Annotated in this window: 29 protein-coding genes and 1 pseudogene; all 30 read right to left on the bottom strand. The window is 45.4% G+C overall.

What is annotated here, in order from left to right; translation table 11 throughout:
- Positions 1 to 52: 52 nt before the first annotated feature.
- The gene (rplQ, locus tag A2X74_RS09955; protein WP_015420256.1) at positions 53 to 445 is read right to left on the bottom strand and encodes a 50S ribosomal protein L17; all 393 of its coding nucleotides are present in this window, start codon (positions 443 to 445) and stop codon (positions 53 to 55) included.
- Positions 446 to 461: 16 nt separating this feature from the next.
- Entirely contained in the window at positions 462 to 1442 is a 981-nt protein-coding gene (gene rpoA / locus A2X74_RS09950) for a DNA-directed RNA polymerase subunit alpha (RefSeq protein ID WP_015420255.1), read from the bottom strand.
- 22 nt (positions 1443 to 1464) lie between these two features.
- Positions 1465 to 2088 carry a 30S ribosomal protein S4 gene (gene rpsD / locus A2X74_RS09945; protein ID WP_011901924.1) on the bottom strand — a complete coding sequence of 208 codons (624 nt, stop codon included), beginning with the start codon at positions 2086 to 2088 and terminating at the stop codon, positions 1465 to 1467.
- Between the two features lie 118 nt (positions 2089 to 2206).
- Positions 2207 to 2614, bottom strand: coding sequence for a 30S ribosomal protein S11 (rpsK, locus tag A2X74_RS09940; protein WP_015420254.1), 408 nt, complete (start codon positions 2612 to 2614; stop codon positions 2207 to 2209).
- Positions 2615 to 2632: 18 nt separating this feature from the next.
- A complete protein-coding gene (rpsM, locus tag A2X74_RS09935) occupies positions 2633 to 2998 on the bottom strand; it encodes a 30S ribosomal protein S13 (RefSeq protein WP_015420253.1) in 366 nt (121 codons plus the stop codon).
- Positions 2999 to 3022: 24 nt separating this feature from the next.
- On the bottom strand, positions 3023 to 3139 hold the full coding sequence (gene rpmJ, locus A2X74_RS09930) for a 50S ribosomal protein L36 (protein ID WP_012357167.1): 117 nt from the start codon (positions 3137 to 3139) through the stop codon (positions 3023 to 3025).
- A gap of 35 nt (positions 3140 to 3174) precedes the next feature.
- Positions 3175 to 3393, bottom strand: a complete 219-nt coding sequence (infA, locus tag A2X74_RS09925; protein WP_015420252.1) for a translation initiation factor IF-1 — start codon at positions 3391 to 3393, stop codon at positions 3175 to 3177.
- Positions 3394 to 3397: 4 nt separating this feature from the next.
- Positions 3398 to 4735: a preprotein translocase subunit SecY gene (secY, locus tag A2X74_RS09920; protein WP_293625657.1), complete on the bottom strand. Its 1338-nt coding sequence runs from the start codon at positions 4733 to 4735 to the stop codon at positions 3398 to 3400.
- 17 nt (positions 4736 to 4752) lie between these two features.
- On the bottom strand, positions 4753 to 5193 hold the full coding sequence (gene rplO / locus A2X74_RS09915) for a 50S ribosomal protein L15 (RefSeq protein WP_015420250.1): 441 nt from the start codon (positions 5191 to 5193) through the stop codon (positions 4753 to 4755).
- 27 nt (positions 5194 to 5220) lie between these two features.
- Positions 5221 to 5409 (bottom strand): 50S ribosomal protein L30, encoded by a 189-nt coding sequence (rpmD, locus tag A2X74_RS09910; protein ID WP_015420249.1) that lies wholly within the window; start codon positions 5407 to 5409, stop codon positions 5221 to 5223.
- A 24-nt stretch (positions 5410 to 5433) separates the two neighbouring features.
- Positions 5434 to 5952 carry a 30S ribosomal protein S5 gene (gene rpsE / locus A2X74_RS09905; RefSeq protein ID WP_015420248.1) on the bottom strand — a complete coding sequence of 173 codons (519 nt, stop codon included), beginning with the start codon at positions 5950 to 5952 and terminating at the stop codon, positions 5434 to 5436.
- Positions 5953 to 5970: 18 nt separating this feature from the next.
- Positions 5971 to 6324, bottom strand: a complete 354-nt coding sequence (rplR, locus tag A2X74_RS09900; RefSeq protein ID WP_062307056.1) for a 50S ribosomal protein L18 — start codon at positions 6322 to 6324, stop codon at positions 5971 to 5973.
- Positions 6325 to 6337: 13 nt separating this feature from the next.
- Complete coding sequence (gene rplF / locus A2X74_RS09895; RefSeq protein WP_062307051.1) at positions 6338 to 6871, bottom strand: 50S ribosomal protein L6; 534 nt, start codon at positions 6869 to 6871, stop codon at positions 6338 to 6340.
- 10 nt (positions 6872 to 6881) lie between these two features.
- Complete coding sequence (gene rpsH, locus A2X74_RS09890; RefSeq protein WP_015420245.1) at positions 6882 to 7277, bottom strand: 30S ribosomal protein S8; 396 nt, start codon at positions 7275 to 7277, stop codon at positions 6882 to 6884.
- Positions 7278 to 7301: 24 nt separating this feature from the next.
- Positions 7302 to 7607, bottom strand: coding sequence for a 30S ribosomal protein S14 (rpsN, locus tag A2X74_RS09885; RefSeq protein WP_293625645.1), 306 nt, complete (start codon positions 7605 to 7607; stop codon positions 7302 to 7304).
- A 9-nt stretch (positions 7608 to 7616) separates the two neighbouring features.
- On the bottom strand, positions 7617 to 8159 hold the full coding sequence (rplE, locus tag A2X74_RS09880) for a 50S ribosomal protein L5 (RefSeq protein ID WP_046329383.1): 543 nt from the start codon (positions 8157 to 8159) through the stop codon (positions 7617 to 7619).
- Positions 8160 to 8175: 16 nt separating this feature from the next.
- On the bottom strand, positions 8176 to 8484 hold the full coding sequence (gene rplX, locus A2X74_RS09875) for a 50S ribosomal protein L24 (RefSeq protein ID WP_011901911.1): 309 nt from the start codon (positions 8482 to 8484) through the stop codon (positions 8176 to 8178).
- 9 nt (positions 8485 to 8493) lie between these two features.
- On the bottom strand, positions 8494 to 8862 hold the full coding sequence (gene rplN, locus A2X74_RS09870) for a 50S ribosomal protein L14 (RefSeq protein WP_015420241.1): 369 nt from the start codon (positions 8860 to 8862) through the stop codon (positions 8494 to 8496).
- Positions 8863 to 9048: 186 nt separating this feature from the next.
- Complete coding sequence (rpsQ, locus tag A2X74_RS09865; RefSeq protein WP_076024550.1) at positions 9049 to 9318, bottom strand: 30S ribosomal protein S17; 270 nt, start codon at positions 9316 to 9318, stop codon at positions 9049 to 9051.
- A 12-nt stretch (positions 9319 to 9330) separates the two neighbouring features.
- Positions 9331 to 9525: a 50S ribosomal protein L29 gene (gene rpmC, locus A2X74_RS09860; protein ID WP_015420239.1), complete on the bottom strand. Its 195-nt coding sequence runs from the start codon at positions 9523 to 9525 to the stop codon at positions 9331 to 9333.
- 14 nt (positions 9526 to 9539) lie between these two features.
- Positions 9540 to 9953 (bottom strand): 50S ribosomal protein L16, encoded by a 414-nt coding sequence (gene rplP, locus A2X74_RS09855; RefSeq protein WP_015420238.1) that lies wholly within the window; start codon positions 9951 to 9953, stop codon positions 9540 to 9542.
- Between the two features lie 2 nt (positions 9954 to 9955).
- A complete protein-coding gene (rpsC, locus tag A2X74_RS09850; protein ID WP_215387033.1) occupies positions 9956 to 10777 on the bottom strand; it encodes a 30S ribosomal protein S3 in 822 nt (273 codons plus the stop codon).
- Between the two features lie 8 nt (positions 10778 to 10785).
- The gene (gene rplV / locus A2X74_RS09845) at positions 10786 to 11118 is read right to left on the bottom strand and encodes a 50S ribosomal protein L22 (protein WP_215300499.1); all 333 of its coding nucleotides are present in this window, start codon (positions 11116 to 11118) and stop codon (positions 10786 to 10788) included.
- 7 nt (positions 11119 to 11125) lie between these two features.
- Positions 11126 to 11404 carry a 30S ribosomal protein S19 gene (gene rpsS, locus A2X74_RS09840; protein WP_011901904.1) on the bottom strand — a complete coding sequence of 93 codons (279 nt, stop codon included), beginning with the start codon at positions 11402 to 11404 and terminating at the stop codon, positions 11126 to 11128.
- Between the two features lie 19 nt (positions 11405 to 11423).
- A complete protein-coding gene (gene rplB, locus A2X74_RS09835; RefSeq protein WP_015420235.1) occupies positions 11424 to 12254 on the bottom strand; it encodes a 50S ribosomal protein L2 in 831 nt (276 codons plus the stop codon).
- Between the two features lie 2 nt (positions 12255 to 12256).
- Positions 12257 to 12571 carry a 50S ribosomal protein L23 gene (gene rplW, locus A2X74_RS09830; RefSeq protein ID WP_076024545.1) on the bottom strand — a complete coding sequence of 105 codons (315 nt, stop codon included), beginning with the start codon at positions 12569 to 12571 and terminating at the stop codon, positions 12257 to 12259.
- Positions 12568 to 13188, bottom strand: a complete 621-nt coding sequence (rplD, locus tag A2X74_RS09825; RefSeq protein ID WP_015420233.1) for a 50S ribosomal protein L4 — start codon at positions 13186 to 13188, stop codon at positions 12568 to 12570. Before rplD ends, rplW begins: the two co-directional genes overlap by 4 nt.
- 11 nt (positions 13189 to 13199) lie before the next feature.
- Complete coding sequence (rplC, locus tag A2X74_RS09820; RefSeq protein WP_046329376.1) at positions 13200 to 13856, bottom strand: 50S ribosomal protein L3; 657 nt, start codon at positions 13854 to 13856, stop codon at positions 13200 to 13202.
- A gap of 197 nt (positions 13857 to 14053) precedes the next feature.
- Positions 14054 to 14365, bottom strand: a complete 312-nt coding sequence (gene rpsJ, locus A2X74_RS09815; RefSeq protein WP_011901899.1) for a 30S ribosomal protein S10 — start codon at positions 14363 to 14365, stop codon at positions 14054 to 14056.
- Between the two features lie 111 nt (positions 14366 to 14476).
- Positions 14477 to 14569: pseudogene (locus A2X74_RS09810) on the bottom strand (elongation factor Tu); the annotation flags it as partial.

Below are 14569 nucleotides of genomic sequence, written 5' to 3'. Positions count from 1 at the left end.
TATAAATGAAAAAAGCCAGACCGAAGCCTGGCTTTTAATCTTGCTAAAGGGCTTAAGCCTCTTCAGCTACTGCTGTTTCTTCAACTTCAGGGCGATCAACTAACTCAACCAAAGCCATAGGTGCATTGTCACCATGACGGAAGCCAAACTTCAAAATACGAAGGTAGCCACCTGGACGAGTTGCATAACGTGGGCCGAGCTCTGTGAAGAGTTTGGTCACGATATCGCGATCACGTGTGCGATTGAATGCTAAGCGACGGTTTGCTAAGTTATCTTTTTTACCCAAGGTAATCAAAGGCTCAACAACCATGCGCAATTCTTTAGCTTTTGGCAAAGTCGTTTTAATGACTTCGTGCTCCAAGAGTGAATTGGACATGTTGCGCAGCATCGCCAAGCGATGTGATGATGTTCTGTTTAGTTTGCGTAAGCCGTTTCCGTGACGCATGATGCTTCCTTTCTAATTATTTCTCGAGGTTAGCTGGAGGCCAGCTCTCGAGTTTCATGCCAAGACTTAAGCCACGAGCCGCCAATACATCTTTGATTTCATTCAAAGACTTACGACCTAGATTAGGCGTCTTCAACAATTCATTCTCTGTACGTTGAATCAAGTCACCGATGTAGTAAATGTTCTCAGCCTTCAAGCAGTTTGCAGAGCGCACTGTGAGTTCGAGATCATCAACTGGACGCATCAACATTGGATCAACCATTGAAGAGCGGCTTGGCGCGAGATCACCAGAAACTTCGCTGCTTTCGAGGGCTGCGAATACAACTAACTGATCAACCAAAATAGTAGCAGCTTGACGAATCGCCTCTTCAGGAGACAACACACCGTTTGTTTCGATTGTCATTACGAGACGATCGAGGTCGGTACGTTGCTCAACACGAGCAGACTCAACAGCATAGCTAACACGGCTTACTGGGCTAAATGAGGCATCCAATACGATGCGACCAATGATCTTGGTAGCTTCGTCATGGTATTGACGCATATTGCCTGGTACATAGCCACGGCCTTTTTCAACCTTGATCTGCATATCCAACTTGCCACCAGCTGACAAGTGAGCGATAACGTGATCAGGGTTAATGATTTCTACATCATGTGGCAAGTCAATATCTTTTGCAGTAACAACGCCTGGGCCTTCTTTACGCAAATTGATAGTAACTTCGTCACGTGACTGCAACTTAAATACGATACCTTTGAGGTTCAACAAAAGGTTAACTACATCCTCTTGAACGCCATCTAATGTGGAGTACTCATGAACCACACCTGCAATAGCTACTTCAGTTGGTGCATAACCAACCATCGAGGACAACAAAACACGACGTAATGCATTTCCGAGTGTGTGGCCATAGCCACGCTCGAACGGCTCCATAACAACCTTAGCTTGGTTGGCGGTAAGCGCTTCAACAGAAATAATTTTTGGCTTGAGCAAATTTGTTTGCATATTTTTTCCTTGAGAGTGCTAATTAGCGTGAATACAATTCGACGATCAAACTTTCATTAATTTCGCCGCTAATGTCTTCACGGTCAGGCACTTGCTTAAATGTTCCCTCGAGCTTGGCTGCGTCAACTGAAACCCAAGTAACAGCTGCCATTTGTCCAACCAAATTGAGTGATTCTGTAATACGCGCTTGCTTCTTCGCTTTTTCACGAATAGCCACTACATCACCAGGCTTAACCTGAATAGATGGAATGTTTACTGGGCTGCCATTGAGCAAAATTGCACAGTGAGAAACCAATTGACGCGCTTCAGCACGAGTAGAACCAAAGCCCATGCGATACACCACGTTGTCTAAACGTGACTCAAGCAACTGGAGCAATGTTTCACCAGTGTTGCCCTTACGACGCTCAGCTTCTGCGAAGTAACGGCGGAATTGACGCTCTAATACGCCATAGATACGCTTAACCTTTTGCTTTTCACGCAATTGGTTACCGTAGTCAGATGTTCTTGAGCCAGATGTACGGCCATGTTGACCAGGCTTAGTATCTAACTTGCACTTGTCTGACAGGGCGCGACGTGCGCTCTTTAAAAATAAGTCGGTACCTTCCCGACGTGCTAATTTGGCCTTAGGCCCTAAGTAACGTGCCACGATGCTTTCCTTTCTTTGCCGCAGTCTTACGACCGGCGGTGAGTTCACCCTTTAATTCAGATGAACGGTGGGCTTTAATAAAAAACTACTAAAACTGTTGTACTGCCAATATCCAAGCTTAGATACGACGACGCTTAGGAGGACGGCAACCATTGTGTGGAACTGGAGTTACGTCTTGAATCTCAGTGATCTTGATGCCCAATGAGTTCAATGCACGTACTGCTGATTCACGACCTGGGCCTGGGCCTTTGATCTGAACTTCCAAATTCTTGATACCGCATTCAATAGCTGTCTTACCAGCAACTTCAGCAGCTACCTGAGCAGCAAAAGGTGTTGATTTACGTGAGCCCTTGAAACCCTGGCCACCAGATGTTGCCCATGAAAGCGCATTACCTTGGCGATCAGTGATCGTAATAATGGTGTTATTAAAAGAAGCGTGAACGTGTGCAATACCGTCAGCAACGTTCTTTTTAACCTTCTTACGTGCGCGCTGTGAAGCTGCAGAAGCGGATTGTTGTTTTGCCATGTCAATAAACTTTCTTGATTATTTCTTGAGTTGCACGCCAGACTTACGTGGGCCCTTGCGGGTACGCGCGTTAGTCTTAGTACGTTGACCACGTACAGGCAAGCCCTTACGATGACGAACGCCACGATAGCAGCCTAAGTCCATCAAACGCTTGATGCTCATCGTTACTTCACGACGAAGGTCACCTTCAGTGATGAACTTACCTACTTCATCACGCAACTTTTCCAAGTCACCGTCAGTAAGATCTTTAACTTTTTTGTCGATTGCAACACCTGTGGTTTCACAAATTTTGCGAGCACGAGTTGTGCCAATGCCAAAAATTGCTGTTAAACCGATAACAGTATGTTGATGATTTGGGATATTTACCCCAGCGATACGTGCCATGAGATTTCCTCTTAATTAACCAGATCAGCCTTGACGCTGCTTATGACGTGCGTCTGAAGAACAGATCACGCGCACAACGCGTTTGCGCTTAATGATCTTGCAATTTCTGCAAATACACTTAACGGATGCTAAAACTTTCATAACTCACCTCTAAAAAAATAGGTACTACTTAATCTTTACTTCGCTCGGAAAATGATTCTGGCGCGGGTCAGGTCGTAAGGAGTCATCTCCACCGTCACCTTATCTCCTGGCAATATGCGGATGTAATGCATCCTCATCTTTCCAGAAATGTGCCCTAGAACCACATGTCCGTTCTCTAGCTTCACGCGAAACATTGCGTTCGGCAAATTCTCAATAATTTCTCCCGCCATCTGAATTACATCGTCTTTAGACATTCAGTTAAGCGCCCATCTTAAAGTTAGCTTTTTTCATCAAAGAACCATATTGTTGTTGCATTACAAATGACTGAACTTGAGCCATGAAATCCATTGCAACAACGACAATAATCAACAATGAAGTACCGCCAAAATAGAATGGCACGTTGTACTTCAACACTAAGAATTCTGGTAACAAGCAAACCAAAACCATATAAATTGCACCAGCCAATGTCAAACGAACCAAGATCTTGTCGATGTAACGACCAGTCTGGTCACCAGGACGAATGCCTGGAACAAAGGCGCCGCTCTTCTTTAAGTTATCTGCAGTTTCACGGCTGTTAAAGACCAAAGCTGTGTAGAAAAAGCAGAAGAAAATAATCGCAGCTGCATACAAAATTGTGTAGACGGGCTGACCTGGGGCCAACGTTGCCGCTAAATCTTTAATCACTCTGCTGAACATATTGGTTGGCTCACCAGAAGTAAACCAGCCAGCAATCGTGGCAGGGAACAAAATGATAGATGAAGCAAAAATTGGAGGGATAACACCAGCCATATTTAACTTCAATGGGAAGTATGAAGACTGACCGCCATAAACCTTGTTACCAACTTGACGCTTAGCGTAGTTCACCAAAATACGGCGCTGACCACGCTCTACAAACACAACAAAATAAGTTACCGCAATACAGACCACAACGATCAGCAATGCTGACAAGATATTCATGGAGCCGGTACGCACTAATTCAAGCAAGCTACCAATTGCAGATGGCAAGCCAGAAACAATACCGCCAAAAATAATGATAGAAATACCGTTGCCTAAGCCACGCTCTGTAATTTGCTCACCGAGCCACATCAAGAACATGGTGCCAGTAACCAGAGTTACCACGGTATTCAATTCAAACATTAAACCTGGGTTGATAACTAAGCCAGGCTGAGCTTGTAATGCAACAGAAATACCCAAAGCTTGGAATGTTGCCAATACAACAGTGCCATAACGTGTGTACTGAGTAATCTTACGCTGACCTGCTTGACCTTCTTTTTTCAATGCCTCTAATGAAGGCACAACAATAGTCATTAACTGCATGATGATCGATGCAGAAATGTACGGCATGATTCCCAAAGCAAACACGGTAAAGCGAGATAAAGCACCACCTGAGAACAGGTTAAACATACCCAAGATGCCGTCTTTTTGGCCTGAGAACAATTGAGCCAATTGGTCAGGATCAATACCTGGAACAGGAATATGCGCACCCAAACGGAAAACGAGCAAAGCCAAAACCAGGAATATCAAGCGTTGGCGCAATTCGCCATACTTGCCTCCTGATTTAGCAATATTCGCTGTGTTGGTAGGTGCTAGTGCCATCGTCTACTAAGAACTAATTAAACCAAGTCAACCAATTTGCCGCCAGCTGCTTCAATAGCTGCTTTTGCACCTGCAGTTGCTGTAATACCTTTGAGGGTTACAGCAATTGACAGTTCGCCAGTCTTAATTACTTTGACTGCATTGATTTGCTCACCAGCAAAACCATGAGCTCTCAAAACTAACAAGTCGACTTCTGGCAAGTTAATTTTTGCTAAGTCATTCAAAGTAATTTGACCAACGTGACGACGTGTCAAAGACACGAAACCGCGTTTTGGCAAACGACGATACATCGGCATCTGACCGCCCTCGAATCCAACCTTGTGGAATCCGCCCGAACGTGATTTTTGACCTTTGTGACCGCGGCCAGCAGTTTTACCAAGACCAGAGCCGATGCCACGACCTACGCGACGACGGTTTTTCTTGGATCCCTCTGCGGGTTTGAGTGTATTGAGTTGCATATTCTTCGCCTATTTACTTGCTAGTTATTAGCCAATGACTTTAACTAGATAAGAAACTTTATTAATCATTCCGCGAACTGCTGGAGTGTCTTCCAATTCTGAAACAGAATTGATACGTCCGAGGCCCAAACCACGAACAGTTGCACGGTGGCTTTCGCGTGTGCCGATCAAGCTGCGTACTAATTGCAGTTTGACTTTGGAGTTAGATGTTGTCATTTATAGATTCCTAATCTTTTGGTCTTAGCCGAGAATCTCTTCAACTGACTTACCGCGCTTAGCAGCAATTTCAGAAGGAGTGCTCATCTTGCTTAAACCATCAATCGTTGCACGAACCATGTTGTAAGGGTTTGTTGAGCCAAGTGACTTAGCAACAACGTTAGTTACACCCATTACATCGAAAATTGCGCGCATTGGTCCACCAGCAATAACGCCAGTACCGTCTTTAGCTGGAGAAATCATCACGCGTGATGCGCCATGCTTACCAATCACAGTGTGTTGCAAAGTACCTTTACGTAAGGAAACTTTGATCATCTTGCGACGTGCTTCGTCCATTGCCTTTTGAACAGCAACTGGAACTTCTTTTGATTTACCTTTACCCATGCCGATACGACCATCGCCATCGCCAACTACAGTAAGTGCAGCGAAGCCGAGAATACGACCACCCTTAACCACTTTAGTTACACGATTAACAGCGATCATCTTCTCGCGAAGACCATCATCACGCTCTTCGTTTTGCATCTTGGTTTGCATTTTTGCCATGTTTTTTCCTAAACCCTATTAGAACTTCAGGCCGGCTTCACGCGCAGCTTCAGCTAAGGCCTTAATACGGCCGTGGTAACGATGACCGGAACGATCAAAAGCAACATCAACAACGCCTGCTTTAACAGCACGCTCAGCAACTAGTTTGCCGATTTGTTTAGCCGCTTCAGCGTTGCCGCCGTTTTTGATCGCTTGGCGCAATTCTTTTTCCATTGATGAGGCAGCTGCCACAACTTTGGTTCCACATGGGCTATATACCTGTGCAGAGATGTGTGAATTGCTACGGATAACTGTTAAGCGATTTGCCAATGCTTCGGCAATGCGAATACGAGTCTGCCTAGCACGTCTTTGTCTGGATTCGTCTTTATTCATTTTCTAATCTCGCTTACTTCTTCTTAGTTTCTTTCAGATGTACAACCTCATCCACGTAGCGAACGCCCTTGCCTTTGTATGGCTCTGGTGAACGGTATGCGCGAACTTCAGCTGCAACCTGGCCAACTTGCTGCTTGTTGGAACCTTTAATAATGATTTCAGTTTGAGTTGGAGTCTCAGCTTTTACACCTTTTGGCAGGTTGTAAATAATGTCGTGTGAGAAACCTAACTGCAACTTCAATGTTTCGCCTTGAGCAGCAGCACGGTAACCAACGCCTACCAAGCTGAGCTTGCGCTCAAAGCCAGTAGTTACGCCAACAACCATGTTGTTTACTAAAGCACGGGCTGTACCTGACTGTGCACCAGCTTCTGGTGTGTCGTTATTTAAAACAACTGTCAATACGCCGTCTTCTTGTTTTAAACCAACAGAAGGATGCAAGTTGTGTGTCAAAGTACCTAATGGGCCTTTAACAGTAATGTTTGCACCGTTGATGCTGATTTCAGCGCCCTTAGGGACTGGAATAGGTGATTTACCAACGCGGGACATATTTCTCTCCTTACGCGACGTAGCAAATAACTTCACCACCAACGCCGTTTGCACGAGCTTTGCGGTCTGTCATTACGCCTTGTGGGGTTGAAATAATTGCAATGCCCAAGCCATTCATTACTTCAGGAATGTCGTGACGGCCTTTATAGATACGTAGACTTGGTGTAGAAACACGGTCAATACGCTCAATAACAGGGCGGCCTGCGTAGTATTTGAGTTCAATGTGTAGCACTGGCTTAGCTGCTTCACCTTTGATTTCAAAACTATCGATATAACCTTCATCCTGCAAGACTTTTGCAATAGCTACTTTAACTTTTGACGACGGCATCAAGACTACGGGTTTCTGCACTGCTTGCGCATTGCGGATCCTTGTCAACATGTCGGCGATTGGATCGCTGATACTCATGAGTTCTCCTAATTCTTTCGCCGCTTACCAGCTGGCCTTGGTTAAACCGGGGATTTCGCCACGGAAGGCGATTTCACGAATTTTGCTACGCGCTAAACCAAACTTGCTGAATACACCGCGCGGACGACCGGTTAATGAACAACGATTTCTTTGACGAATCGGGCTTGCGTTACGTGGAAGTGCCTGTAGCTTCAAGCGAGCTTCATAGCGCTCTTCATCGCTGCGTGATTGATCAGCAATGATTGCCTTGAGTCCAGCACGCTTTACAGCGTACTTCTCTACAGTTTTTGTGCGCTTATTCTCGCGCTCAATTAGGGATAGTTTTGCCACGTTAGCCTCTTAATTGCGGAAAGGGAATTTGAACGCTGCTAACAAAGCTTTTGCTTCTTCGTCAGTCTTAGCGGTCGTCGTAATACTGATATTGAGACCACGGAGGGCATCAATTTTGTCGTATTCGATTTCAGGGAAAATGATTTGCTCTTTAACGCCGATGTTGTAGTTACCACGGCCGTCAAATGCCTTACCGGAAATTCCGCGGAAGTCACGTACGCGTGGCAAAGCAACAGTCACGAAACGGTCTAAAAATTCATACATGCGTGCACCACGCAATGTGACCATGGCACCGATTGGGTAACCTTGACGAATTTTGAAACCAGCAATCGCTTTTTTCGCTTTTGTCACAACTGGCTTTTGACCTGCTACTTTAGTCAAATCACCAACTGCATTTTCGATAATTTTCTTGTCGTTCACTGCATCGCCCAAGCCCATGTTCAGGGTTACCTTGGTGATACGTGGAACTTCCATTACTGACTTGTAACCAAATTTGGCGATCAAATCAGCAACTACTTTAGCTTGATAGTGTTCTTGAAAACGTGTGCTCATAATTTCTCCGTGCCCCTTATGCGCTTAAAGTTGCGCCAGTGGTTTTGAGGAAACGTTGCTTTTTACCGTCCACGAGTTTGATACCAACACGTGATGGTTTGCCGTTACCGTCAACCACAGCCACATTAGAAATGTGAACAGGCATCGTCTTGTCAATCATGCCGCCAGTAACACCGGCTGCTGGATTTGGCTTAACGCTCTTTTTGTAAATATTTACGCCTTCGATTACTAATTTGTTCTCGAGAACGGCTGTAACTGTTCCTTGCTTGCCCTTATCGCGGCCAGTCAACAGAACTACTGAATCACCTTTACGAATCTTTTTCATATCAGCCTCTTAAATAACTTCGGGGGCGAGAGAAACGATCTTCATGAACTTCTCAGTACGCAATTCGCGCGTAACTGGTCCAAAGATACGTGTGCCGATTGGCTCTAACTTTGCGTTGAGCAATACCGCAGCGTTTCCATCGAACTTAATCAATGAGCCGTCTGGACGGCGAACACCCTTAGCAGTTCTCACTACTACGGCGTTATAAATGTCACCTTTTTTTACACGGCCACGTGGAGCAGCGGACTTTACAGTCACTTTAATGACATCACCGATACTGGCGTAACGACGCTTAGAGCCGCCCAATACCTTGATGCACAAAACTTCACTGGCGCCTGTGTTATCGGCGACCTGTAATCTACTTTCGGTCTGAATCATTTTTTAATCCCCAACTTGTTAGCCAAAGGCAAACAGTCTTGGTTCCGTCTATGGGCTTTAACGAAAGTTAAAACCCGGAATTAATGAAAAAACACTGCTTCTCCCAATAAAACCAGAGAAGCCTTCTATCATACTACGCAAAACAGGGATTTGGCAAGAAAGTTCGCCAAAATCCCTAATATTTCTTTAAATACCTTTTGATTCTTGAACTAAACGGGTCACAACCCAAGATTTAGTGCGTGAAATTGGCTTAGATTCAGCGATTTCAACGGTATCACCCATCTTGTATTGGCCAGCTTCGTCATGAGCGTGGTATTTTTTGGACTGTCCAACATATTTGCCATAAAGCGCATGTTTTACTTGGCGCTCAACTAGCACAGTCACAGTTTTTTGCATTTTGTCGCTAACGACACGACCCACAAGGGTGCGGCGCAAGGGTTTAGATAATTCTGTCATATCCCTTTTTCCTTATTTCTGTGCAGTTTTTTGAGTAATAAAGGTCTTTACGCGAGCAATTTCACGCTTAGTTTTACCCAATTGGCTGGTGTTGGTGAGTTGCTGAGTACCTTTTTGCATACGGAGCTTGAAGCTAGTCTTCAAAAGCTCTGTTAATTCTGCATTCAAGGCAACCAGATCTTTGGATGCTAATTCTGTCTTTTTCATAATCTCTATCCCGATCAACCTAAGTGGCGAATCACGAAAGTGGTTTGCAATGGCAACTTAGCAGCAGCAAGCTTGAAAGCCTCGCGCGCCAAACCTTCATCTACACCATCCATCTCGTACAAAATCTTGCCTGGTTGAATTTCTGCTACGTAGTACTCTGGATTACCTTTACCGTTACCCATACGTACTTCAGCTGGCTTTTGTGAAATTGGCTTGTCTGGGAAAATACGAATCCAGATACGACCACCACGCTTAATGTGACGTGTCATTGCGCGACGTGCAGATTCAATCTGACGTGCAGTCAAACGACCACGGCCAATAGCTTTCAATCCAAAGTCACCAAAGGCTACTGAACTACCGCGTGTTGCCACGCCAGTGTTACGTCCCTTTTGCTCCTTGCGATACTTACGACGCTTTGGTTGTAGCATGCTTACTCTCCTGACTTCTGCGCTTCAGCACTTGGGGCTTCAGCGGCTTTCGGTGCACGCTTTACTGCTGGCTTAGCAGCAACTAAAGGCTTGCTGTCAGCTGCTGGTTTGCGTGCGGTTGTTTTGGCTGGTGCGCGACGTGGCTTTTTCTCTTCAGCTGCTGGCTCTGCAGTTACTGCTACAGCATCAGCACCGCGGCCTAATGTATCGCCTTTGTATACCCAAACTTTTACACCGATGATGCCGTATGTTGTTTCCGCCTCTGAAGTTGCGTAATCAATATCAGCCTTCAATGTATGAAGTGGAACACGACCTTCACGGTACCATTCGCGACGTGCAATCTCAGCACCATTCAAGCGACCAGAAGACATGATCTTGATGCCTTGTGCACCAAGGCGCATTGCATTTTGCATTGCACGCTTCATTGCACGACGGAACATGATGCGCTTCTCTAACTGTTGAGTAATAGAGTCAGCGATCAATTGAGCATCAACTTCAGGCTTACGAATTTCTTCGATGTTCACATGGACTGGAACGCCCATACGCTTCTGGAGTTCACGACGGAGAACTTCAATATCTTCACCTTTTTTACCGATCACAACACCTGGGCGTGAGCTGTAAATTGTGATGCGTGCGTTCTTTGCAGGACGCTCGATGATGACTTTGCTTACGGATGCATTCTTTAACTTCTTCTTGAGATAAATGCGGACATCTACGTCCTCTTTGAGCATCTTCGCAAAATCAGTATTGTTTGCATACCACTTTGATGTCCAGTTCTTCGTTACCGAGAGTCGGAATCCGGTTGGGTTTATCTTTTGTCCCATATCTTCCCTTAGTTACTCAAGGTCACGGTGATGTGACATGTTTGTTTTTCGATTTGATTACCGCGACCTTTAGCACGTGCTGTGAAGCGCTTCAAGGAAGTACCCTTATCAACAATAATTGTTGAAACCTTGAGCTCATCAATATCAGCACCCTTATTGTGTTCAGCGTTGGCCATTGCGGACTCAACAACTTTCTTCACAATGAAGGCAGCTTTCTTGGGGCTGAAATTCAAAATGTTCATAGCGCGAGCAATTGGCAAACCACGGATTTGGTCAGCGACCAAACGTGTCTTTTGCGCAGAAATGCGGGCGCCCTTGTGAATAGCTTTAACTTCCATCATCATCCCCTTACTTCTTCGTTACTTTCTTGTCAGCAGCGTGACCTTTGAAAGTACGGGTCAAGGCAAATTCGCCTAACTTATGACCCACCATGTTTTCTGATACATATACCGGAACGTGTTGACGACCGTTATGTACAGCAATCGTCAGACCAATAAAGTCTGGGAGGATTGTTGAACGGCGTGACCAAGTTTTGATCGGCTTTTTGTCTTTGTTGGCTTGTGCAACTTCAACTTTTTTTACTAAGCTGGCGTCGCAAAATGGGCCTTTTTTAGCTGAACGTGTCATATCTATTTATCCTTATCGCTTAACGTTTTTGACGACGTTGAACGATCATCGAAGTTGTACGCTTATTGCGACGTGTACGATAACCTTTGGTTGGTGTGCCCCATGGGGAGACAGGTACACGGCCTTCGCCAGTTCTACCTTCACCACCACCGTGTGGGTGATCTACTGGGTTCATTGCCACACCGCGAACGGTTGGGCGAATACCACGCCAGCGATTTGCACCAGCTTTACCGATAACGCGCAAGCTATGTTCTTCATTACCAACTTCACCAATAGTGGCACGGCAATCAATCAAAATACGACGTACTTCACCAGAGCGCAAGCGCACCTGAGCGTATACACCTTCACGAGCCAATAACACTGCAGAGCCACCAGCAGAACGTGCGATTTGAGCACCTTTGCCTGGCAACATTTCTACGCAGTGAATCGTGCTACCAACTGGAATGTTGCGAATTGGCAAGTTGTTACCAGACTTGATTGGGGCTTCAGAACCACTCATCAATGCCTGACCAACTGTCATGCCTTTTGCAGCAAGAATATAGCGACGCTCACCATCAGCAAACACGATCAATGCAATATTTGCACTGCGGTTTGGATCGTATTCCAAGCGTTCTACTTTTGCTGGAATACCATCTTTGTCATTGCGTTTGAAATCAACAACACGATAGTGATGCTTATGACCACCACCTTTATGACGGGTAGTGATGTGACCATTATTGTTACGACCTGCTTTTTGGAACTGTGGCTCTACCAACGCTGCAAAAGGCTTACCTTTATGCAGGTCAGGATTTACCACCTTGACCATTGAGCGACGACCTGGTGAGGTCGGTTTTGTCTTCATCAAAGGCATGATTAATTCGCCTCCGCTTCAAAGTTAATTTCTTGACCTGGCTTCAAGCTAACGTAGGCCTTCTTAGTATGGTCACGACGACCTTCAAAACGGCCATAGCGCTTTGGCTTACCTTTTTGATTCACGATTTGAACAGAGTCAACTTGCACTTTGAAGAGCAACTCAACTGCTTGTTTTACATCGCTCTTATTAGCGTCGCGTGTAACTTGGAATACCACTTGTTCGTTTTTCTCTGCAACCATAGTGGCTTTTTCAGAGATAACCGGTCCAAGCAGAACCTTCATCAAGCTGTGATCGTTTTTACGGACTTGGCTCATTTCAGCAACTCCTCAATTTTTGCGATCGCTGCTTTGCTTACCAATACTTTTTTGTATTGAACTAAAGCTAATGGATCAGCGTGCTGTGGCTCACATACAGCAACCTTATGCAAGTTGCGTGATGCCAAGTACAAATTCTCGCTAACCTGATCAACGATGATCAAGACTGAATCCAAGCCCATTGCTTTAACTTTGTCAGCTAAAACTTTAGTCTTTGGAGCATCAAGATTAAATTGGTCAACAACATTCAAACGACCTTCGCGTGCTAACTGAGACAAAATAGATCTCATACCAGCGCGGTACATTTTCTTGTTTACTTTTTGGCTGAAATTTTCTTCAGGTGAATTCGGGAATATACGACCACCTCCACGCCACAGCGGGGAAGAGCTCATACCAGCACGTGCACGACCAGTACCTTTTTGACGCCAAGGTTTTTTGGTTGTGTGCTTAACTTGCTCACGGTCTTTTTGTGCACGGTTACCGCTACGCGCATTTGCTTGGTAAGCCACAACAACCTGGTGTACCAATGCTTCGTTATATTCGCGCTCGAATACTTCTGGTGAGGCTTGAACGCCTGCGCCTAAAGTTCCGTTATCTTGGAGAAGCTTAAGTTCCATATTCGCTCTCCTTATTTCTTCTTCAACGGTGTCTTCACCGCTGGAGTAACAATAACTTTACCGCCTGGGGCACCTGGAATAGCGCCTTTAACCATGATGAGATTACGTTCTGCATCAATGCGTGCGATGACTAAATTTTGTACAGTGCGTGTTTCGTCACCAAGGTGGCCTGTCATGCGCTTACCTGGGAAAACACGACCTGGATCTTGCGCCATACCGATAGAACCTGGCACGTTATGTGAACGTGAGTTACCGTGTGACGCGCGACCTGAAGCGAAGTGATGGCGCTTGATAGTACCGGCATAGCCTTTACCAATCGTTACACCTTGTACGTCCACTTTTTGGCCAGCAGCAAATGCAGTGTCAGCAGGAATTACTTGTCCTGGTGTCATTTCTGCGATTTTTGCTGCATCTAAATGAAATTCGTTGAGACCGTTACCAGCCATCACACCCGCTTTAGCGAAGTGACCAGCCATTGCTTTGGTAACGCGAGTAGCTCTACGTGTGCCATGTGCCAACTGGATAGCATCATAGCCATCAGTTGCCTGGGTCTTGATTTGAGCGATTCTGTTGTCGCTCACGTCAATTACGGTGACAGGAATTGCTTCCCCTTCGTCCGTAAATAGACGGGTCATGCCGATCTTGCGACCGATTAAGCCTAAGCTCATATTCATGCTCCACGCCGACTTCGATTGGTCGGCAAAATTAATTTAAGTGATTTACAAGTAAAAGTACTTCTAAATCAATAACTTACAACGTTTTTAATGCTGATAAAACCTGAAAATCCGCCCAAATAATTGAGCGAAGCCTTAGATTCTATCCCGAAAGGCCAGTCTTGGCAAGCGCTAAGACTGGAAATACTGAATTACTGCAACTTAATTTCGACGTCCACACCTGCTGGGAGGTCTAATTTCATCAAGGCATCCACTGTTTTCTCTGTAGGATCAACAATATCCATCAAACGCAAATGGGTACGAATCTCTAACTGGTCACGTGAAGTCTTGTTTACGTGTGGTGAACGCAGAATGTCAAAGCGCTCGATACGTGTTGGCAAAGGTACTGGACCCTTAACAACTGCACCAGTACGCTTAGCTGTATCAACGATTTCAGCTGCAGACTGGTCGATCAAACGGTAATCAAATGCTTTAAGACGAATACGAATTTTTTGGTTTTGCATATTAATTCCAAAGAGCGTTGCGGTGCTGCCGCGTTATATTTCTAAAGAGCTCGGTGACATCCGCAGCACGGACGTCACCGGTTAGCAAACCGCTAAATATTTTTACTGCTATTAAGCCAAAATCTTTGCAACCACGCCGGCGCCAACAGTACGGCCACCTTCACGGATCGCAAAACGTAAACCTTCTTCCATCGCGATAGGAGC

The organism is Polynucleobacter sp. GWA2_45_21 (assembly GCF_001830325.1).
GTDB lineage: Bacteria > Pseudomonadota > Gammaproteobacteria > Burkholderiales > Burkholderiaceae > Polynucleobacter.
This window is presented reverse-complemented; position numbering and strand designations above follow the sequence as displayed.